The 20,939-nt window shown below is 50.6% G+C and carries 20 protein-coding genes, 3 tRNA genes and 1 pseudogene; 22 read left to right on the top strand and 2 right to left on the bottom strand.

Annotated elements, in window-relative coordinates; genetic code table 11:
- Nucleotides 1-84 precede the first annotated feature (84 nt).
- Both rplM and rpsI read left to right on the top strand, forming a co-directional pair.
- The gene (gene rplM, locus LJ046_RS03800) at nt 85-528 is read left to right on the top strand and encodes a 50S ribosomal protein L13 (protein WP_002878124.1); all 444 of its coding nucleotides are present in this window, start codon (nt 85-87) and stop codon (nt 526-528) included.
- 12 nt (nt 529-540) lie between these two features.
- Entirely contained in the window at nt 541-936 is a 396-nt protein-coding gene (rpsI, locus tag LJ046_RS03805) for a 30S ribosomal protein S9 (RefSeq protein ID WP_002878121.1), read from the top strand.
- Between the two features lie 71 nt (nt 937-1,007).
- Here rpsI and LJ046_RS10350 read toward each other — a convergent pair.
- A pseudogene (locus LJ046_RS10350) lies at nt 1,008-1,144 on the bottom strand (site-specific integrase); the annotation flags it as partial.
- Nucleotides 1,145-1,662: 518 nt separating this feature from the next.
- Here LJ046_RS10350 and LJ046_RS03815 point away from each other — a divergent pair.
- The 3 genes from LJ046_RS03815 (at nt 1,663) to LJ046_RS03825 (ending at nt 4,554) form a co-directional block, all read left to right on the top strand.
- Nucleotides 1,663-1,962 carry a hypothetical protein gene (locus LJ046_RS03815; RefSeq protein ID WP_002878119.1) on the top strand — a complete coding sequence of 100 codons (300 nt, stop codon included), beginning with the start codon at nt 1,663-1,665 and terminating at the stop codon, nt 1,960-1,962.
- 221 nt (nt 1,963-2,183) lie between these two features.
- Complete coding sequence (locus LJ046_RS03820) at nt 2,184-3,815, top strand: peptide ABC transporter substrate-binding protein (protein ID WP_002878117.1); 1,632 nt, start codon at nt 2,184-2,186, stop codon at nt 3,813-3,815.
- A gap of 115 nt (nt 3,816-3,930) precedes the next feature.
- On the top strand, nt 3,931-4,554 hold the full coding sequence (locus LJ046_RS03825) for an NUDIX hydrolase N-terminal domain-containing protein (RefSeq protein ID WP_002878115.1): 624 nt from the start codon (nt 3,931-3,933) through the stop codon (nt 4,552-4,554).
- 58 nt (nt 4,555-4,612) lie between these two features.
- Here the strand turns inward: LJ046_RS03825 and LJ046_RS03830 are convergent, their stop codons facing one another.
- The gene (locus LJ046_RS03830) at nt 4,613-5,782 is read right to left on the bottom strand and encodes an MFS transporter (RefSeq protein ID WP_002878114.1); all 1,170 of its coding nucleotides are present in this window, start codon (nt 5,780-5,782) and stop codon (nt 4,613-4,615) included.
- Nucleotides 5,783-5,884: 102 nt separating this feature from the next.
- On the opposite strand from LJ046_RS03830, the gene LJ046_RS03835 reads away from it, so the two are divergent.
- From LJ046_RS03835 to nadE, 17 genes are all read left to right on the top strand, one after another.
- Nucleotides 5,885-6,376, top strand: coding sequence for a YbhB/YbcL family Raf kinase inhibitor-like protein (locus LJ046_RS03835; RefSeq protein WP_002878113.1), 492 nt, complete (start codon nt 5,885-5,887; stop codon nt 6,374-6,376).
- Nucleotides 6,377-6,474: 98 nt separating this feature from the next.
- Nucleotides 6,475-6,546, top strand: a tRNA-Gln gene (locus LJ046_RS03840).
- 119 nt (nt 6,547-6,665) lie between these two features.
- Nucleotides 6,666-6,836 carry a hypothetical protein gene (locus tag LJ046_RS10155; RefSeq protein WP_002878112.1) on the top strand — a complete coding sequence of 57 codons (171 nt, stop codon included), beginning with the start codon at nt 6,666-6,668 and terminating at the stop codon, nt 6,834-6,836.
- A 325-nt stretch (nt 6,837-7,161) separates the two neighbouring features.
- Nucleotides 7,162-8,343 carry an aminotransferase class I/II-fold pyridoxal phosphate-dependent enzyme gene (locus LJ046_RS03845; protein ID WP_002878111.1) on the top strand — a complete coding sequence of 394 codons (1,182 nt, stop codon included), beginning with the start codon at nt 7,162-7,164 and terminating at the stop codon, nt 8,341-8,343.
- Entirely contained in the window at nt 8,330-9,385 is a 1,056-nt protein-coding gene (locus LJ046_RS03850; protein ID WP_002878110.1) for a PTS sugar transporter subunit IIC, read from the top strand. Before LJ046_RS03845 ends, LJ046_RS03850 begins: the two co-directional genes overlap by 14 nt.
- Before the next feature lie 75 nt (nt 9,386-9,460).
- A tRNA-Tyr gene (locus LJ046_RS03855) sits at nt 9,461-9,542 on the top strand.
- A 5-nt stretch (nt 9,543-9,547) separates the two neighbouring features.
- A tRNA-Gln gene (locus LJ046_RS03860) sits at nt 9,548-9,619 on the top strand.
- Between the two features lie 287 nt (nt 9,620-9,906).
- Nucleotides 9,907-11,514 (top strand): peptide ABC transporter substrate-binding protein, encoded by a 1,608-nt coding sequence (locus LJ046_RS03865; RefSeq protein WP_002878108.1) that lies wholly within the window; start codon nt 9,907-9,909, stop codon nt 11,512-11,514.
- Nucleotides 11,515-11,659: 145 nt separating this feature from the next.
- Nucleotides 11,660-12,772 carry a phage tail protein gene (locus LJ046_RS03870; protein ID WP_002878107.1) on the top strand — a complete coding sequence of 371 codons (1,113 nt, stop codon included), beginning with the start codon at nt 11,660-11,662 and terminating at the stop codon, nt 12,770-12,772.
- A gap of 14 nt (nt 12,773-12,786) precedes the next feature.
- On the top strand, nt 12,787-13,854 hold the full coding sequence (locus tag LJ046_RS03875) for a hypothetical protein (protein ID WP_002878106.1): 1,068 nt from the start codon (nt 12,787-12,789) through the stop codon (nt 13,852-13,854).
- 66 nt (nt 13,855-13,920) lie between these two features.
- On the top strand, nt 13,921-14,622 hold the full coding sequence (locus LJ046_RS03880; protein WP_002878105.1) for a GntR family transcriptional regulator: 702 nt from the start codon (nt 13,921-13,923) through the stop codon (nt 14,620-14,622).
- Nucleotides 14,623-14,784: 162 nt separating this feature from the next.
- Entirely contained in the window at nt 14,785-15,924 is a 1,140-nt protein-coding gene (locus LJ046_RS03885) for a CDP-glycerol--glycerophosphate glycerophosphotransferase (RefSeq protein WP_035176521.1), read from the top strand.
- 3 nt (nt 15,925-15,927) lie between these two features.
- Nucleotides 15,928-17,355 carry an oligosaccharide flippase family protein gene (locus LJ046_RS03890; protein WP_002878102.1) on the top strand — a complete coding sequence of 476 codons (1,428 nt, stop codon included), beginning with the start codon at nt 15,928-15,930 and terminating at the stop codon, nt 17,353-17,355.
- Nucleotides 17,356-17,405: 50 nt separating this feature from the next.
- Nucleotides 17,406-18,140, top strand: coding sequence for a WecB/TagA/CpsF family glycosyltransferase (locus LJ046_RS03895; protein WP_002878101.1), 735 nt, complete (start codon nt 17,406-17,408; stop codon nt 18,138-18,140).
- On the top strand, nt 18,140-19,240 hold the full coding sequence (locus LJ046_RS03900) for a glycosyltransferase (RefSeq protein ID WP_002878100.1): 1,101 nt from the start codon (nt 18,140-18,142) through the stop codon (nt 19,238-19,240). The genes LJ046_RS03895 and LJ046_RS03900 overlap by 1 nt, the downstream gene beginning before the upstream one ends.
- Nucleotides 19,237-19,938 (top strand): glycosyltransferase family 32 protein, encoded by a 702-nt coding sequence (locus LJ046_RS03905; protein ID WP_002878099.1) that lies wholly within the window; start codon nt 19,237-19,239, stop codon nt 19,936-19,938. Before LJ046_RS03900 ends, LJ046_RS03905 begins: the two co-directional genes overlap by 4 nt.
- 104 nt (nt 19,939-20,042) lie before the next feature.
- Nucleotides 20,043-20,873, top strand: coding sequence for an NAD(+) synthase (nadE, locus tag LJ046_RS03910; RefSeq protein WP_002878098.1), 831 nt, complete (start codon nt 20,043-20,045; stop codon nt 20,871-20,873).
- Nucleotides 20,874-20,939: the final 66 nt, after the last annotated feature.

Consider the following 20,939-nt stretch of genomic DNA (forward strand, 5'->3'; position numbering starts at 1 on the left):
CATATGATATAAGGGTATGTTTGTCCACGGTAGGCCCCGGAAACTTATTGTATTCAAACTACGAATTAAACGGAGGAATTTACATTGCGTACTACACCATTAGCAAAGACTAGTGAAATTGAACGTAAGTGGTACTTGATTGACGCTACTGATGTTTCATTGGGCCGTCTTTCAACTGTTGTTGCTACTATCCTTAGAGGTAAGAACAAGCCTCAATTTACCCCAAACGTTGACACTGGTGACAACGTCATCATCGTTAACGCTTCTAAGTTAAAGCTGACTGGTAAGAAGGCAACTGACAAGATCTACTACCACCACTCAGAATACCGTGGCGGCTTGAAGTCTGTATCAGCTGGCGAATTACTTGCCAAGAACCCTGTTAAATTGGTTGAATTGTCAGTTAAGGGTATGCTTCCAAAGAACACTCTTGGCCACCAAGAATTCTTGAAGATGCACGTTTATGCTGGTGAAGAACACAAGCACGAAGCGCAAAAGCCTGAAAAGTTAGACATTAACAATTTGATCTAGGAGGTAGTTTAGATGGCACAACAAGCTGCATATGCAGGTACTGGTCGTCGTAAGGACGCCGTAGCTCGCGTTCGTTTAGTACCAGGCGATGGTAAGATCACTGTTAACAACAAGGATGTTGCTGACTACATTCCATTGCCAATCTTGGTTAAGGACCTTAAGCAACCTTTGACTTTGACTGAAACTGAAGGCCAATACGACGTTATCATTAACGTTAACGGTGGTGGTTTCTCAGGTCAAGCCGGTGCGATCCGTCATGGTATCGCCCGTGCCCTTCTTGAAGTAGACCCAGACTTCCGTGGTCCACTGAAGAAGGCCGGCTTCTTGACTCGTGACCCAAGAATGAAGGAAAGAAAGAAGCCAGGTCTGAAGAAGGCCCGCAAGGCTTCACAATTCTCAAAGCGTTAATCTGGATCGTCAAGAACGGCATCAGATCAGCGGTTTCGAGACTTCAAATGGTCACATATGGTCACAACAGATCATATCGAATCCAAGAGATTTAAAGCATCAGCATCTTGCTGGTGCTTTTTTTCTGCATCAATTTCAGATAATGTTTTTCAGTAGAAACGTGGGTATCTCTTAAGCCATGAAATGTGCTTGTAGGGATGCCCTTTTTTAGCTGTTACTTGTATTTTTGCTTAGTGGGGGTAAAATTGATATGAAATTAAAGGAAAATGTTTACATTATATAAAACGGGAGTATAAAAAGTGCGATGAAAAAAATCTTGACTAGTAAAGTTGCCAGAAGCATATTAGCGTTTATATTTATATTTTTTACGGGGTGGTCTGCCGCAAGATTAAAGGTACGGACAGAAAGGTCTAATTCGACATATGACTACTTGATTTTAGGAGGGTTTAGTCTGTTTTTAGGTGTTTTGGAACTCTATAGATTAATGAATAGTAAGTAATCTATAGATCAAAATATAATGTAATGAACAGTGGAGTTTTGCCCATGAATTATGAAAATGCCGTTGATCTTATTGACCACTTGATTGACCAGCAATCAGACAAGTATTTTGCTGATTTTGTTCCGTTTACTTTTCAAAATGAAGATTATGCAGAACTATAGATGTATTTAAACGTACACTTTAAGCCGTGATTTGCAGAAAAAATAAAATTTATTGCCTTCGCGCTGATGTACCAGCACGAGTCATATGTCTACTTAGATGAAGCAGTGGCTAATGCCCTTTACCCCTATCTGAAAAACAAGAACCTACGAAACATTGGCTTAGAGCGGCCGGGAGAAATCATCGATACTATGGTGATTGACAATTACTGCAGCTTAAATATCTTGCTTAAGCAGGAGAATGATTTTTCGCTTATGCGGAGTGAAGATGGTTTTAGTGCAATTTTCTTTAACCTTAAGGGGCAGTTGCAAGAAGAAGTAGAGAGTCTGGTTGAGCACCAAGGACTGTATTTCAAGGAAATTGACTGAGCAGACCAATTTTTCTCCCCAGCTTATCCACATAAGAAAATTAAGCAAAAGTCTAGACCAACTGAATAAAGTAAATCCGTGTCGGACAGAAAACTTCCAAAACTAAGAGTTTCCCGGAAAAAAGACAAGTCCTTGCATATGCTGCAAAATGGAAATACAATGGGTACAAGCTTAAAAAATTAACCAGCGATGACAAAGATGTGAAAACAGGGGACAAGACAATGAAAATTCCGAAAAACTTAGGTCAAGCAGCCTGCGTCTGCCTGGCGGCACTCGCGTTAACGGCATGTGGCTCTTCAAAGGCAAGTTCATCTGCCAAAAAAACTCTGAACTGGTCAGCTGGTGCTGAAATTCCGACCATGGACCTGTCAAAAGCGACCGACTCAGTTTCCTTTACCCAGATCTCCAACACCTTTGAAGGCCTGTACCGCCTGGGCAAGGACTCAAAGATCACTCCTGGCCTGGCAACCTCTGAAAAAGTTTCCAAAGACGGTAAAACTTACACCTTTACCTTGAGAAAGAACGACAAGTGGTCCAACGGGGATCCGGTGACGGCCCAGGACTTTGTCTACTCCTGGCGGCGGACAGCCAACCCGAAGACTGAATCAGAATACTCGTACCTCTTCTCTGGCATCAAGAATGCTGACAAGATCGTAGCTGGCAAGAAGCCGGCAACGAGCCTAGGGATCAAAGCGGTTGGCAAGTACAAGCTTGTCGTGACCCTGGAACGGCGGATCCCTTACTTCAACAAGCTGATGGGCTTCGCGGTCTTCTTCCCGCAAAATGAAAAAGCCGTTAAGAACTATGGCTCCAAGTACGGGACAGCTTCCAAGTACCTGGTCTACAACGGCCCTTACATCCAAAAGGGCTGGACCGGGTCCAACCTGTCTTGGAAGATGGTCAAGAACAAGTACTACTGGGACAAGAGCAAGGTCAAGCTAAACCAGATCAACTGGAGCGTACAAAAATCAACCACGACCTCCTACAACCTCTACCAGGCTAAGAAGCTGGACGCTACTTCCCTTGATTCTTCACAAATCAAGCAGCTGAAGAGCGATAAGGCCTTCACCTTGCTGCCGCAAGGCGGGACCTACTACATGACATTCAGCCAGGGCAAGAGCGGCAACGAATACGTCAAGAACGCCAACATCCGCAAGGCCCTGTCACTGGCAATTGACCGCGGGGGCCTGGTTTCTACCATCGACGGCGGGGCCAGCCAGCCGGCCAACACTTTGACCTCCAAGGACTTGACCAAGGTCAACGGCAAAGATTACACTAGCTTGATCTCCAGAAGCGCAAAGAGCCTTTACCCGAAGGACGGCAACAAGAAGTTGGCCAAGCAGTACCTGGCTAAGGGCCTGGCTGAACTGGGCAAGAGCAAGATTAAGCTGACCTTGATCTCCAGTGATACGGACAGTGCCGAGAAGACGGCAGAATCAATCCAGTCCAACATTGAAGCGACCCTGCCGCAGGTTAAGGTGGAAGTTAACAGCGTGCCATTCAAGACCCTGCTGAACCGCCTGGCCAGCCACAATTTCCAGCTGGGCCTGATCGACTGGATCGCCGACTTCGCTGACCCAATCTCCTTCCTGGACCTGTTTACGACTGGAAACAGCCAAAACGACGGGCAATGGTCAAACAGCGAATACGACAAGCTGATTGCTGACTCCAAGACCACCACGTCTGCCAGCCAGCGCTGGAGCGACATGAGCAAGGCTGAAGACATCCTCTTAAACGATGCCGGCATTTGCCCGCTCTACTACTCAACCAGCGTCATGCTGGTTCGGACCAGTGTCAAGAACGCGGTCTACAACCGGGGCAACTGGGACTTCAAGGAAGCCTACGTCAAATAATCGAGATTAAAGATAGTCAAGAAAGCAGATCTCCGGATCTGCTTTTTTGCGCAAAAAATTTTCCCCTTTGACTATAATTAAGGCAGGAACAATTACAGCAGAAGGAAGAGAGGGCATGATGAAAAAAGGCGACAAATTGATTGACTGGGCCATGGAAATCCAAGCGATCGGGCAGACCGGCCTGGCCTACAGCAAGGACGTTTTTGACACGGAGCGCTACAGCCGTCTGCGGGAAATAGCCGCGGAAATGCTGGCGGAAAAAAGCGCGGTCAGTTATGACAAGGTCAAAGAGCTCTTTTGCAATGAAATTGGCTACCAGACTCCGAAAATCGCGACCAGGGCAGCCATCTTTAAAGATGACCAGATTCTCCTGGTCCAGGAAAAAGAAGGGCATTGGTCCCTGCCCGGCGGCTGGTGTGACGTCGACCAGTCTCCAGCTGACAACTGCATTAAGGAGTGCCGGGAAGAGTCAGGCTTAACTGTCAAACCGGTCAAAATTATCGCTGTTCAAGACCACTTCAAGCACCATGGCTCCATTCACCCTTATGGGATTACCGACATCTATTATCTCTGCCAGTCTTTAGGTGGGGAATTCCAAGCCAACTCCGAAACCAGCCAGGCGGCCTGGTTTAAGGAAGATGACCTGCCGCCTTTGGCAGAAAACAAGAACTCAACTGAACAGGTGAAGATGTGCTTTGCCGCGCACCGGGATGCCAACTGGCAAACTTTATTCGACTAAAAAACTCGCCGTGCGGCGAGTTTTTACTATCTATTCATTTTTTAGCTTTTGCCTATTTTTACTTCTTAGCAGCTAATTGCCGGCAGACCAGGACCATCAGAAGGCAGCTGAGCAAACTGTAGACCCCGCCAAAGTAGGGGGTGCTAGCGATCCCGGTCAAGCCTGCCGCTTGCGCTGCCGTAAAGGAGCCCAGGGAGATGCCGACATTGGCAAAAATTGAGTTGAAGCTGGAAGCGAAGTCGATTGACTCTGGATATTCAGCCGCGGCCAGGTCCATGAAATAAACCTGGGTGGAAGACCCGTACATGCTGTTGACGCAGCAGATGCCGACGATGCACAGGAAGGCTAGCCAGGACAGAGGCAAAAGGGGAGCCAAGAGGAAGAGCAGAACAGTCTGGATGCCAAAGACCAAAGGCAGGCGCTTGATCCCGCCATGGTCGGCCAGAAAGCCCCCAGTCTTGTTGCCGGCAATAAAGGCCAAGCCTAGCAGCAAGAGCAGGACATTCAGCCAGCTCTTCGGGAAATGCATGTAGTCGGTGATCAAGGTCCGGATGTAGGTATAGTAGGTATACTGAGCCGCGCAGACCAGGATGATGGCCAGGAGGGTCAGCTGGATGTGCCAGTTGCCCAGGATGGCAAACTGCTTATTGCCCTTGCTGGACTGGCTCTGCGGAGTGTCCCGGGGCACGAAGGCCAGTAAAAGGATAAAGGTTACGAGTGTCAGAAGCGAGATCATCCAGAAACTAGCATGCCAGGAAAAAGTCGTTGAGATCAAGGTCCCCATTGGCAGGCCGATGATGGAAGCAATCGAGAAGCCGGCAAAAATCCAGGAGAGAAGCGAGGCTCTTTTTTCCAAGGGAGCCACGAAGTTGGCGATAACCAGGATCAGGGAAATAATCGCTCCAGCTGTCGTGGCTGACAGGATTCTGGACAAAAGCAGGCTGACATAGCTGTGTGACAAGGCCGTCCAGGTATTGCCGATAAAGAAGATCCCCATCAAAAAGAAGAGGAGCTGGTGGCGCTTGAAATACTTGGTCAGGGAAGTGACCAGGGGAGTGGCGACAGCATAAACCAAGGCAAATACGGTAACCAGGTAGCCCAAGCTGCTGAGGGAGGCATTTATTTCCCGGGAAATATCCGGCAAAACGCCGACGATCATATATTCATTGCAGCCCAACATGAAGGCTACGAAAACGAAGAGAAAGGATTGAATTTTGTAACGTGACATGAGAAAACTCCTATAAAATACACCGTTAATTAGTTTAACAGAAAAAATGTTAAAATGAAGATGATGTATAGTAAGTCTTGAGTAAAGAAAGCAGGTTTAACCATGCAGATTCAAGTTAAATTGGATAAGGGCTATTTGCCCGATGAATATGCCAAGTATGCCAGCGTTAAAGAAGCCGGCAATCCGGTAGTGTCTTTTCCTTTTACCCTGACGGACCTGCCGGAAGGGACCAAGTACCTGGCCTGGTCCTTGGTCGACTATGATTCCATTCCGGTCTGCGGCTTTGCCTGGATCCACTGGCTGGCTAGCGACGTGCCAGCAGTCAGCGAAATTCCAGCTGACTTCAGCCGGACGACGAATACGCCCCAGGGTTACAATAGTACTGTTTCCCGCTTTTTAACCGATCCAGAAGAAGTGCATACGGGCTATATCGGGCCGACTCCGCCGGACAAGGACCACGACTACCACTTCCGGGTTTACGCTTTAAGCGAGAAACTGGACCTGGAGCAGCCTTATTACTACAATGAATTCTTGCGTGCCTTAAAGGGCAAGGTTTTGGCTGAAAGCCAGGTCGACCTACCGGCCCGGGTTTAAGGGAAAAGATTTTTAGAAAAAGTTGCCGAAAACTGTTGACCAAAGCTAGGAAATTAGGTAATATACTATTGGTTGAGCGATCAGCTCACAAGTAAGATTGCGTTATAGCCAAGTGGTAAGGCAACGGTTTTTGGTACCGTCATGCGCTGGTTCGAATCCAGCTAACGCAATAAGCAAGGCCAGGCCGGAAGGCTTGGCCTTTTTTGCGCACCAAAAAAGCAGGTCAAAAATCTGGTAAAATGGAAAAGAACTTTTGTCGTCAGATTGATTTTAAGAAAAGAGGCAGCAAATGGCTGGAAAAGAACAAGAAGCGGAGAAAATTCAAAAGCTGCTGGGCCAGCTGGAAGAAGAAATTTCCTTGAGCTACTTCCTTAAGCCCGGAACAATCACAGTCGGCCGTGACCTCCTGCAGGCCATGCAGGACCTGTTGGCTAATCCTGAAAATTGGGAAGAAAATTAACATATCTCGCTTGACTTTAATTTGTTCTTAAGATATAGTTAAAGCATAAAATGTTGAGAGAGGACAAGAATCATGAACGCTTTAATCAGCAAGAACGCGAAATTCTTTAGCTTTTATTACTGGAACTAGCTTGCATCTGTGGATGCAAGTTTTCAAGCAAGAACATGCATCTGCAGTTTCAATAATAAGAGTTTTCTCAGCATTTTTTGAAACGGCAGGAATCAGGATCCGGCGGTTTCAAGAACACGCGCATTAGCAGACTTTGGTAATCGTGGATCATCTGATCCGCGATTTTTTTGTTTTTACGGTAGCCAAGGAGGACACCATGGTTGATTTAACTAAGCACTTTAAGCAGGGAGTAGCGGAAGTAAAGTCTTCAGCTATTCTGAATTTTGCCAAGTATACGAGCCAGTACCCGGACATCGTCAAGTTCACGGTTGGCGAGCCAGACTTCAATACCCCGGACCATATCAAGACGGCTGCCATTAAGGGGATCGTGGACAACCACTCCCACTACGCTCTTTCAAACGGGACGCCAGGCCTCAGAAAAGCCGCGGCAGACTTTCTGGCCCGGCATTACGACATGCACTATGAGCCAAGCGAAATCATCGCTACCAACGGAGCAACGGAAGCCATCTACACGGTCATGTCTGCCATCATCAACCCAGGCGACGTGATGGTCCTGCCAACCCCGATCTTTCCTTTATATATTGCTGACGCGGCCCTGGAAAAGGCTGAAGTTGTCCAGATCGACACTTCCCAGACCAGCTTCAAATTAACGCCAGACCAGCTGCAAGCAGCCGTTGACGAATACGGCGACCGCCTCCGGATTCTGGTCATGAACTACCCGACCAACCCGATTGGAGTCATGTACAGCCAGGAAGAGCTGGATGCTTTGGCGGCAGTAATCAAGGACCGGCCAACTTTTGTCCTCTGCGACGAAATCTACAGTGAACTGAACTACGATCAAGAGCACGCCTCAATGGCCAAGTCCCTCAGAAGCCAGGCCATCGTTTTAAACGGTGTCTCCAAGTCCTGGGCCATGACCGGCTACCGGATCGGGATCATGGCGGCTCCCCAGGAAATCACTGACCAGCTGGCCAAGGTCCACCAGTTCATCACCACGACTGAACCGACCCCAATGCAGGACGCGGCCGAGGAAGCTTTTAAAAACGGGGATAGGGATGCCCGGGAAATGAAGGCCGCCTTCAAAGAGCGCCGGGACTACCTCTACCAGGCTTTGACGGAAACCGGCTTTGAAGTGGTCAAACCGCAGGGGGCCTTCTATATCTGGGCCAAGATTCCAGCCGGTCTTAACCAAAAAGACACGGAATTCGTTTATGAGCTGGCTGACCAGGCCCATGTCGGGGTTTGTGCCGGTTCCTGGTTCGCCAAGGGCGGGCAGGGCTGGCTCCGCTTCTCCTACGCGACGGCACTGGACGAAATTAAAGAAGGCGTAAGCAGAATCAAGAAATTTGTCGAGGAAAATAAGAATGACGGAAAGTAAAGAAACAAACGGCCTTAAGCAAGGCACGCTGAACATTTTAAACGGGATCGGACTCGGGGTCATTGCTGCCCTGGTGCCGGCCGCGATTTTAGGCCAGCTGATGAAGGCCCTCTTGGGTGTAGCTCCGGCTTTTGCCCAGACGGTCATCAACATCACTACTTTTACCCAGAGCCTGCTGGCGGCCATGGCCGGCTTCTGCGCGGCCTACCTCTTCCAGATGAACATGATCCAGATGTGTTCGGTCGCAGCCGCGGCCATGATCGGGTCTGGCGCGGTTACTTTTAAAAACGGCTTTATCATGGTCGCCGGGACTGGTGACGTTATCAACATTGGCTTGACGATCACCCTAGCCATCCTCTTGATCAAATTGATTGGCAACAAGCTTGGTTCCTACACGACCATTCTCTTGCCAATTATCGTCTTGGTCGTTGGCGGCGGGATCGGCCTCTTGATATTGCCATACGTTAAAACCGTGACCACTTTTATCGGCATGATTGTCATGGCCTTTACCAAGCTGCAGCCGCTCTTGATGGGTGTCTTGATCGGGATGTCCTTCGCGGCTATGATCGTGTCCCCGATTTCTTCAGTTGGGATCGCGGTGGCGATCGGCTTGACCGGGGTTGCCTCCGGGGCCGCCAACCTGGGCATCACTGGGGCGGCCTACACTTTGGGGATTATGAGCTACAGCGTCAACGGGATGGGGACCACCTTGGCCCACTTCATCGGTACGCCAAAGATCCAGATGGCCAATATGCTGGAGAAGCCGAAGCTTTTTGTCCCGGTCCTGCTTTCGTCTGCTTTGTCCGGTCTTCTGGCCGCCATCTTCAACCTGCAGGGGACGCCTAATTCCGCTGGCTTTGGCTTCAGCGGCCTGATCGGACCCCTGGCGGCTTACGCCAAGATGACGCCAGGCTGGGGGAGCATCATCCTGTTGACGGTTCTCTACGTCGTTTACCCAGTTGCCTTGGGCTTCTTCATGCGCTGGCTCTTCATCGACCGCTTGAGCTTTGTCCAGGCAGAGGACCTGCGCCTGGAAGTTTAAGCCAAAAAGTAAAAAAATCGCCAAAAAACCTTGCACTTGCCCTGTTTTTTTGTTAGTATAATAGAGTACTTCAACGGAGGAATAGCGAAGTGGCTAAACGCGGCGGTCTGTAAAACCGCTCTCTCTGAGTTCAGTGGTTCGAATCCACTTTCCTCCATTGATTGCGTTATAGCCAAGTGGTAAGGCAACGGTTTTTGGTACCGTCATGCGCTGGTTCGAATCCAGCTAACGCAATTGTTCTAAAGAACACCCAACCCGAAAAAAGAGCTCCTGACCCAGTCAGAAGCTCTTTTTTTGCCCAAGCAAAAGAAAAATAGTTTTTGGCCAGAAGAAGCGCTTAAAAACATATGAAAAAGATAATTTTAAAAGAAAAAAATTTCTTTCATAAGTAATGATGTACATTCTTAGTATTACTTGCTATACTGAAAAGTAAGTTGTTGGTTACTTTTAGTAAGTTTAATAAATGCAAGTAAGATTAGATTGGATTAGACTAGACAAGTAAACTCTCGGGAGATTAAACGATGCATAAGAAAAAGATTGCTTCAGTAACACTTTTGGCAACGGCCGCACTTTTGACAGCTTGCGGGCAAAACAAGGGGGCTTCCAGCTCCAAGCAGGTGATGAAGACAGCCGTAACCGGGGAAATCAGTACCCTGGACTCCAGCAAGTACGGGGACACCATCAGCTCTGAAACCCTGCAGAACTCCATGGAAGGGCTCTACCGTTTTGACAAAAAGGGGCAGGCCCGGCTGGCCGGGGCGGTCAAGGTGACCAAGTCCAAGGACCAAAAGGTTTACACTTTTACCCTTAGGAAAAATGCCAAGTGGTCTAATGGGGACCCGGTAACGGCCCAGGACTACGTCACTGCTTGGCGGCGGACGGTTGACCCGAAGAACGATTCCCTGGACAGCGACAGCTACCAGGTGATCAAGAACGGGACGGACATCGTGGCCGGCAAGAAGAAGGTGTCTAGCCTGGGCATCAAGGCCTTGGGCAAGTACAAGCTGCAGATTACTTTGGAAAATCCGATTCAGTACCTGCCGGATCTTTTGACTGGGGCCCAATTCTACCCGCAGGACACGAAGATCGTCAAAAAGTACGGGTCCAGCTACGGGACCAGTTCCAGCAAGCTGGTTTACAACGGGCCATTTACTGTCAGCCAATGGACCGGGTCCAATCTCAAGTGGACTTTGAAGAAGAACAAGACTTACTGGAATGCCAAGTCAGTCAGCTTGAGCGCGGTCAAGGTCCAGGTCATCAAGACTACCTCTACCGGCCTCAACCTCTATAAGGGCGGGCAGCTGGACTACGCGCCAGTTGATTCTGACTACGTCAAGCAGTATGAAAAGAACGCTGACTACCACACGAAGACCACGCCGACCAACGGCTACATGGTCTTTAACTTGAAGCGCAAGACTACTGGTAATGTCCACGTCCGCCGGGCAATCAGCCTGGGCGTGAACAAGCAGGAATTAGTGAAGACGGTTCTGCATTCAGGCAAGGCGGCCCAAGGTTTAGTAGCCAGCGACTTCATCTACGATGAAAACGGCAAGGACTACCGGGCCAGTGCCGGCAAGCTGATGACCTACAATCTGAAGCAGGCCCAAAAGGAATGGGCTTTGGCTAAAAAGCAGCTGGGCAAGTCCAAGATCACCATCGAACTGTTAACCAGTGACATGGACGCTTCCAAGCGGGTAGGCGAATACCTGCAGAGCAACTTGATGAAGAACCTGCCGGGCTTGACCGTTAAGTTGCGGTCAATTCCGCTGAAGTCCCGTTTGGCGGACACGAGCAAGCACAACTTTGACATGGTTTACGGGACTTGGCAGCCAAGCTTCCAGGATCCGATCGACTACTTGACCATCGGTGGTCTCTTCAACCTGGAAAGTGACTACAAGAACAGGACTTTCTGGAAGGAAATCAACCAGGCAAAGAGCACTTACGCCACCCAGCCAGCCAAGCGGCAGGCCAGCTTGATCGCTGCCGAAAAGCAATTGATCCAAAAGGATGCTTTCGCGGCACCGCTCTACCAAGCCGGAGTTTCCTACCTGCTTAAGTCCAAGGTGACCGGCTTCCGCCTGTCTCCTTACGGGACGGTTGCCTACTACTGGGACGTCAAGATTAAGTAAAACAAGTTTTAAACCGGTAAAAGCTGCCAGTTTCTTTCAATAAGGAAGAAACTGACGGCTTTTTTGCGAAAAAAGAAGCATTCTTCAACTATTTTGCCCGTATAGCGGGTACAATAGTATTTAGTTTTTTGACCAGGAGGCGGACATGAGCAAATACATCAAAGTTGGCAGCGGCGGCGGTGAAATGACCTGGCACCAGGCCATGCTCGACATTGAGCCGGGGGACTATCTGCTGCTGGAGCCCGGCTATTACGTTTGGCCCCGGGGCCGGCTATTAGAAGACGTGACCATCAAGGGCCTGGGGGCCAGTCCGGAAGACACCCGGATCCGCAGCTTTTTCTCCATCGGTGAAAACAGCTCCCGGGTGGTTTTTGAAAACTTGACCCTGGAACCTTACGGGGACGTAAATACCCTGGATTTGCCGGAAGAGACCAACAGCTATCTGATCCTGCGCGGCTGTGTCTTGACCGGGACCGGCAGCAAGACGACTACGATTTCCGTCAACGGCCAGGACACGGTGGAGATGTACTCCTGCCGTCTGCTCAACGGGACCCTGTCCTTTTTTGAAAAAGCCAATTTCCGCCTGGAAATGGCGGACTGCCTGCTGGACTATGAATCAGAAAAATTCGGCACCATCTCTTTGGAAGGGACTGGGACGGCCATCATTAATAACTCTGAGATCCGGGGGACGGTCAACAGCTTTGATTCCAGCAACATTGAATTAAACATCAATAACTCCGCCATCGGCAACCTTAACTTAGGCGGCAAGAGCTGGGTCAACGTTTACTCCTGCCGTTTTCTTAACCGGGACTACAGCCTTTATGCCCGGGGCGAATGCTGGTTGAACATCCTGGAGAGTCAAATGCCCAGTCAATTGGCTATCGAAGACCACTGCCACTTGCTAATGCAGAACAGCCAGCTCTACAATTTCCAGGCCCGGGGGGAGAGCCAGAGCTTTTTGTCCAATGTGCAGATCGCGGCCGCGGCCAGCCTGGAAGGCAAAAGCTTTATGGACGGCAGCTTAGTGACTTTCTCCGGCAATGGCGACTACCCTTACTTCATCTTCCTGGTCGACCAGGCGGTATTGAAGGGGCGGAACCTGCAATTTGACCCGCAAAACTGGCCGGTTCTGGTCGACAATGATGCCCGTTTAGTGGCCAACGCCCTTTACTACCAGGGGGCGCCACTGGAAATCAAGTGCGAGCATCCGGAAAACATCTCTTTGATGGGGATCAAGTGGACTGAACGGAAGGAATAGAAAGGAGCCAGATCATGCGCTTAATCAAAGTAAGCCAGGACCCCCGGGACTTGTCCTGGGAGCAGGCTTTAGACCAGCTGGAAGACGATGACGTGCTCATGCTGGCTCCCGGCTTTTATGAAATTCCTTTTGGGCAAAAGCTGAAGAATATCGTGATCAAGGGGACGGGGACAGCAGCGGATATGACGGTCCTGGTTGGCACGGTCATCCTGGATGGCCGCTATTTGACCTTGGAAAATCTGGCCGTCAAGACTACCGCAATTGCTGGAGCCCTGGTCAGAGTCTATGAAGGAGAAAATGCTCCTTACTTGACCCTGCGCGGCTGCCGGCTGGAAGCAGCAGAAGGGGAGAGGGGCACGTCCCTCATAGCCTTGGGGCCGGTCTGGCTGGAATTTTACTCCTGCCAGGTCAAAGGGGGAATCCGCCTGGTTGGCGATGAGGAGCAGCATGTCCAGATCTCTTCCAGTGAAATCTCGGCAACTTCCGCTGCTTTTACCGGCAATGGCTTTGGCCCATTAGCCATCAGCCAGTCCCAGATCAAGGGGGATTTTGTCCTGGAGGAAAGTTCGGCTTATGAAGGGCACTTTGACCAGACGGCTTTTGACCAGGTGATCAGCTTGAGCGAAGGAAATGACCTTTACTTCACTGAGTCTGCCCTGTCTTTAACTCTGAAAAATGGCCAGGCCGACCTTTTGAACTGCGACTTGCCGGGGACAACCCTTTTGGAAAAAGCTAATTCAGCCGCTTTCCAAAACTGCACTTTTAAGCAATTCAAGCAGGTCAGTGGAAGCAGCAACTTAACCAACTGCCACTTGGAGGCAGGGGAAATCATGGGCCAGGGCAAGGCTGTTTTTTGCCGGCCGCACTTTTCCTGCAGCGAAGGCACTTGGCTTAGTTTAAGGGATGCAAGCCAGGTCCGCCTGCAGAATGCCCTTTTAAACGTGGCTGGCAGCCACTTGCTCCTGGCTGACAAAGCCGGGATCTTAGGCAATGTTTTGGAGAGCGACCAGGACCAGCTGCTGGTCAAGCAGACTGGCCAGGGCAAGGTAAAATTGACGGGAATAAAATGTAAACTTGTCTAAAGGCCGCCTTTTGCTATAGAATTTAATTAAGATCCAAGCTTGATGATCCTGTGGGGGGAAAGACCGATGCAAGAACCAATGTATATCAAAATTCACAATCAGCTGCGCCGGGACATTGAAAACCATGTCTACCAGGTGGGGGACCGGATTCCAGCTGAACGGCAGCTGGCAGAACAGTTCAAGGTGTCGCGGATGACCCTGCGCCAGGCCATCAAGACCCTGGAGGAAGAAGGGATTCTGGAAAGGCGGCTGGGCAGCGGGACCTACGTGGCCAGCCAGAAGGTCCAGGAGAAGATGTCCGGGATCATGTCCTTTACCGAAATCACCCGGGCCAACGGGCAGACCCCGTCCAGCAAGCTGGTTTCCTACAAGATCACCCAGCCGTCCCTGTCGGAAAAAGAACGCTTGGCCCTGGAGGGCAGCGACAAGGTCCTGCGCATGGAGCGGATCCGTTATGCCGACCAGGTACCGATCTGCCACGAAATCGTGACGGTTCCGGAAGATTTGATCGCGCCTTTTGCCAAAGATGACGTGTCAAGCCACCTCTACCAGACCTTGGAGAAGCAGGGGGGCTACCAGATCGGGGATGCAACTGAGTACATCTCAGCCGCTGTCGCCAATGAACAGGAGGCCCGCCTGCTTAACTGCCGCCGCGGGGAAGCCTTGATCACCCGCCGGCAGGTTACCAAGCTGGCTGATGGTCGGCCCTTTGAATACACGCGGGCTTCATACGTGGGCGAGCGCTTCGAATTTACTTTCAGCAAATAGCCAGCTGACTAGCTAAAGATGAAAATGACAAAGAGACAGGTTCAGTCCTGCCTCTTTTTGCTTCCTTTAAAAAAGTACAAAAGATGGAACTTGCTTTTGGCGGCAGGGGGCGAATTTGCTAAAATGGACTTGATACTATTAGCTAATGATTAACGAGGCACTATGAAAAGCATACTATTCCGCCTATATCTGGCAGTCATGAAATTTTTGGCCCGCTGGCAAAAAGAAGACCCCAACACATACGTGATCTTGAATGGGGCCGGCCGGTCGGGGTCCAATGGCTACCTCTTTTATAAATACCTGCGCCGCGAGCACCCGGAAGTCACGGCCTACTTGATCGAGCCCTGGCCTTCTTCCCACCTGCCCTGGTCAGACTGGCAAAAAATCGGCCGGGCCAAGTACGTCTTGACCACCCACCAGCCCTTCAAGGTCCGGAAAAGCCAGGTCAACCTGGCCCTCTGGCACGGGATTCCCCTAAAGCGGATGGGGACTATGGCCAACAATACCCAGCGCCGAGACAACCAGAGAAACGAAAAGCTCTGGCACAAGACGGCCGACCTGGTCACCTCCAGTTCGGAACTCTATGAAAGCTTGATGAGCGCCTGCATGGGAATTGAAGGTCCCCGCTATGTCCGGCTGGGTTTCCCCAGAATTGATTCCTTGCTCAAGTCTCCTTATAGAAAGGCCCAGCTCCTGGCTGACTTTTTCTCCTGCCAGGACCCGGAAGCCCAAGTAGGGATCTATGTGCCAACCTTCCGCTATGAATTGGAAGAGCCGGAAGTGATGGAGCGGATTAAAGAAGGGAACTTTTTTGCCTTCAGTGACTTTGACTTGGCCGCTTTAGACCAGGCTCTGGCTGCTAGAAAGCAGTACCTCCTGGTCAAGCTCCATCCATGGGAAATGAAGCTCTTCAGCGACTTCCACTTGGAGGCCAAGCACGTGGCCTTTTTGAACAATTCCGACCTTTTGGCGAAAAAGCTGGACCTCTACGAAATCCTGGGAGCCACGGACTTCCTTATGACCGACTTCTCCTCGATCTACTTTGACTATCTCCACTTGGACAAGCCGCTGATTTTCATCACCAACTACCTGGCCCAGTATGAAAAGACCCGAGGCTTTTTGCTGGGGCCTTATGAAAAAATCGTCCCTGGTCCCTGCGTGGCCAGCCAGGCTGACCTGGTTAAGCAACTGGGTGAAAAAGACGGGTATGGTCTTGAGCGGAAAAAGTGGCTGGAGCTGAGCGACCAGGCCGACCATGGCCAGGCCTGCCAGACTATTTTTTATTACTTAAGCGGGGTCTGATCCTTGAAAAAAACTTTTCTGAACATCTTTTATAACGCGGTCTACCAGGTCTTCCTGGTCCTGGTGCCCTTGATCACGGTTCCTTATCTGTCCAGAGTCCTGGGCCCGACGACCTACGGGATCTATTCCAGCGTCAACAACACGATCCAGTTTCTGATGATCTTCTGCGTCCTGTCCTTATCCAATATCGGGGTCAGAAGCATCTCTAAAGCCCGGGCCAAAAGCAAGAGCGGGGAACTGACCGAGGCCTTCTGGGGCCTGTGGTACTTCCAGTTTATCGGCGGCTTGGTAACCATCGCCTTGACTGTCTTGACCTGCCTGGTCCTCAAGGTCCGCTACTGGAACTACTTCCTGCTGATGCTGCCATACTTGATTGCCGCCCAGTTTGACATCTCCTGGTTCTTCCAGGGCCTGGCTGATTTTGGCCGGGTGGTTTTAAGAAATACCATCGTCAAGATCGTCAGCGTTGTCTTTATCTTGCTTTTGATCAAAAGTCCGGCTGACCTTTGGAAGTATTTCCTGATCATGTCCGTGTCCACCATGCTGGGTTCCTTTGTCTTCTGGTTCAGCATCGGCAAATATGTCGGCCGGCCAGTCAAGCATTTCTACTATTTCGCGGAAACCCGCCGGGCCATCATGACCCTGATGATTCCCCAGATCGCGACCCAGATTTACACTTCCTTGGACAAGCCCCTTTTGGGCCTCTTCCAAAATACGGCCCAGGTCTCTTACTATGACAACTCCCAGCGGATTTCTAACATGATCCTGGGGGTTATCACCAGTATTTCCCTGGTAATAATGCCGCAGATGGCGGTCCAGGGGAAGGAAACCCAGAAGAAGGTCTTGAAGAAGTCCCTGGAAGCCACGACCATGCTGGGAACCATGTTTGCCGTGGTGGTCATGGCCAATACCAAGGAATTCGTGCCCTTTTTCTTCGGGAAAAAATATATCCCGATGACCCCCTTGATGTTCTTCTTCACCTTGACCATCATCTTGATTCCCATGGGCGGGGTCTTCGCCAACCAGTTTGCCCTGGCCAACAAGCGGGACAAGGACTATGCCATTCCAGTTACGATCGGGGCGGTCCTAGAGCTGGTCTTCAGCTACTTTTTGGACCGGCCTTTCGGGGCAGCGGGGGCCATGGTGGCGATCATCTTGACCGAAGCCGTTGTTCTCTTTCTGCGCTGCTGGATCGTGCGGGACGGTTATGACTTCAAGGAAACTTTCAGCGACGTGCCCAAGTGCTTTTTGGCCATGGGGATCAGCCTGGCGGCAGGGATGCTGTGGCCTTGGCAGATTCCAAGTGCTTTTATCAACATGACGGTCAAGTCCCTGGTTATTATGGCCTTGTACCTGGCCATCCTCTGGCTCTTGAAGTTTGACTTGAACGAAGACTTGGTCACGATCGTCAAAAAGCGCTTGAAAAAATAGCTATTAATAAGGAAGAAATCAGCAAAAATAAACAAAGAAAGCGTGTAAGCATGGTAAAAATAAACATTTTGGGCGTTGGCTTCGACAAGTACAGCCTGGCGGAATTTGAAGCCCGCTTTTTGGACCGCTTGCGGAAAAAAGAATCCACCCTGGTGGTCACGGCCAACCCGGAAATTGTCATGGCCGCTAAGGAAGACCCGGAATACCGGGAAATCATCAACAATGTGGCTGACTACGTGACGGCTGACGGGATCGGCATCATCAAGGGGGCCAAGATGCTGGGGCTGAAGCTGCCGGAGAGAGTAACCGGCTACGACCTCTTCTGCTGGTACCTGCAAATCGCCAATGAAGACCACTTGCGGGTCTACCTGATTGGGGCCAAGCCAGCCGTCATCGCCGCCGTTAAGGAAAAAATTGCCAAGGACTACCCGGGCATCGACTTAGTTGGCGCTGAAGATGGCTACTCCAAAGACGCCCTGCCGGAAATTGCCAGCCGGATCGCCCAAAGCGGGCCCGACCTGGTCTTCGCGGCCCTGGGCTTTCCCAAGCAGGAGAAGCTCCTGGCGATCTTGCGCAAGCAAAACTTGTCAGCTAGCATGATGGGGGTGGGCGGCAGCTTTGATGTCTTCGCCGGCGCCGTCAAGCGGGCACCGAAGCTCTTTCAGGACGCCCACCTGGAATGGTTCTACCGTCTTTTGAAGGAACCAAGCCGGATCGGCCGGATGATGGTTTTGCCCAAATTCGTCGTGGAAGTTAAGAAGAGCAAGAAGCAGGACCAGCAATAATGAAAGTACTGCACATCAACGCCGGCTTGGAAAGCGGAGGCGGGCTGACTCATATCGTGAACCTGCTCTCCCAGGCCAAAAAGGCGGGGCAGGATTTTGACCTCTTGACCTTCGCGGAAGGACCGGTTGCCCAGGCTGCCCGGGAAAAGGGGATCAAGACTATCGTTTTGGGCGGCTCCAGCCGCTACGACCTGGCCCTGCTCAAGCGGCTGAAAAAGACAATCAAGGATGGACATTATGACCTGGTCCACAGCCATGGGGCCCGGGCCAACCTTTTTGTCAGCTTGATCAAGTCATCCTTGCCTTGTCCCTGGTTGATCACGGTCCACTCGGATCCCGCGATCGACTTTGAAGGGCGGGGAATCGCTGGGAAGATTTTTACCAAGCTGAACCTGCGGGCGATCAAGCAGGCCGATGGTGTCTTCGCCATCACTCCTCGTTTTGAAAAAAACCTGCTGAGTTATGGAGTAAAGCCCGGCCGGATTTACGTTATCTACAACGGGATTAGCTTTAGGGACAATAGAAATATAGCAGGCAAGGAAGACCACGCCGGTTTTAACATCATCAATGTTGGCCGCTTGGAGAAGGTCAAGGGGCAAGATCTTTTGCTCAAGGCATTTAAAGCAGCCAATTTGCCGCAAGCTCACCTCTATATCGCCGGCAGCGGTAGCCAGGAAGCGGACTTAAAAAAATTACGGCAGGATTTGGCTTTAACAGACCAAGTGACTTTCACCGGCTTTTTGACCCAAGCAGAATTAAGGCAGCTCTACCGGAAGATGGACCTGGCCGTCTTGTCTTCTTACTCAGAAAGCTTTCCTCTAGTCTTGCTGGAAGCAGCTGACAACCTGCTCCCGCTTTTGTCAACTGACGTGGGCGGGGCCAGGGAACTGATTCCAGAAGGAAAAGGCTGGGTCATGCCGGTCAACGAGGAAAAAGCCATGGCTGACCAGTTAAGAGCAATCGCCGCTTTGCCAAAAGAAGAATTAGCAGCAATTGCCCAAACGGAAAAAGCCTATGCCCGCCAGCACTTTTCCCTGGACCGGCAACTGGCTGACGTTCTGGCCGGCTACCAGGCCTGCCTGCAAGGAGAAAAAGCATGATTCCCAAAATTATCCACTATGTCTGGGTGGGCGGCAATCCCAAGTCCAAGACCATCCAGACCTGTCTGGCCTCTTGGCAAAAGCGCCTGCCGGACTACGAAATCATCGAATGGAATGAAGACAAGCTGGACCTGAATGCCAACAAATATGTCAAGCAGGCCTACCAGGCCAAGAAGTGGGCCTTCGTTTCCGACTATGTCCGGGCCAAGGCCCTCTATGAAATGGGCGGGATCTACCTGGACACCGATGTCATGGTCTTAAAAGATTTTGCCGGCTTGCTAAATGACCGGGCCTTTATCGGCTTTGAAAACAATGACTACTTGTCAGCGGCCATCATCGCGGCAGAGAAGGGGCATCCTTTTATGGCTGACATCCTGCACTACTATGACGACCTGGATTTTGTCTTTGACCAAAAGGACCAGCTGGCCGGGGTCAACTCTCTGTCCGTCACGGAAATTCTCAAAGAAAAGTATGGCCTTAAGACTGGCAACCGAGAGCAAGTGTTAAAGGAGGGAATTCATGTTTATCCAGACGGGATCCTCTGCAACCCTTCCCCTCAGTCCCGGTCCATTCACCTTTTTACCGGGACCTGGCTGGAAGGGAAAAATTCCTGGAAGCACGACCTGGTCACCTTTTTGAAATTACATATCCGCAGTCAAAAAAATGCGAAAATTTACTACCAGCTCTTCAGACGCTAATTTTTTAAAGAATCTCGTGAAAATACATTTCTGAAAGCAGGGACTGCATTTTTTGAGTATAATTAAAGATAGAAAATACAAAGTAGAAGATTGCGAGGCAGCAAATGAGAGAGTTGCAAAAGAAAATTGTCGAATATGAGCACGTTTTGCCGGAAATCGATCCCCAGGAAGAAATCCGCAAGACAGTTGACTTCTTAAAGGATTACCTGAAGGCTAACCCCTTCTTGAAGTCATATGTTTTGGGGATTTCCGGGGGCCAGGACTCAACCTTGACCGGGAAGCTGACTCAAATGGCAATTTCCGAAATGCGGGAAGAAACTGGCGATGACAGCTACAAGTTCATCGCCGTCCGCCTGCCATACGGCGTCCAGGCCGATGCCGCTGATGCCGCTGACGCGGTAGCCTTCATCAAGCCGGACGTGGACTTGATCGAAAACATCAAGCCAGCCACTGACGCCATGGTGGCTACCTTGAAGGAAACGGGCGTGGAAGTGACCGACTTTAACAAGGGCAACATCAAGGCCCGGCAAAGAATGGTCATGCAGTATGCCATTGCCGGGGCCAACCAGGGCGCGGTTGTGGGGACTGACCACGCGGCCGAAAACGTCTCTGGTTTTTACACCAAGTATGGTGACGGCGCGGCTGACTTAACCCCGCTCTTCCGTTTGGACAAGCGGCAGGGCAAGCAGCTCCTGGCTGCTTTGGGCTGCCCGGAACACCTTTATTTGAAGGCCCCGACGGCCGACCTGGAAGAAGAAAAGCCATCCTTGCCAGATGAAGTTGCCTTGGGCGTGACCTATGAGGAAATCGATGACTACCTGGAAGGCCGGGAAGTCAGCGAGAAGGCAGCGGAAAGAATCGAAGAATTGTGGACCAAGAGCGAGCACAAACGCCACCTGCCGGTTACAATTTTTGATGATTATTACAAAAAATAGGGGCAGATTTGGTAAAAAACTTGTTTCAAGCGCCAATTTTTGCTATATTAATCATGTCATAAGGGA

This window comes from Lactobacillus delbrueckii subsp. jakobsenii ZN7a-9 = DSM 26046 (genome assembly GCF_001888925.1).
Taxonomy (GTDB): domain Bacteria; phylum Bacillota; class Bacilli; order Lactobacillales; family Lactobacillaceae; genus Lactobacillus; species Lactobacillus delbrueckii.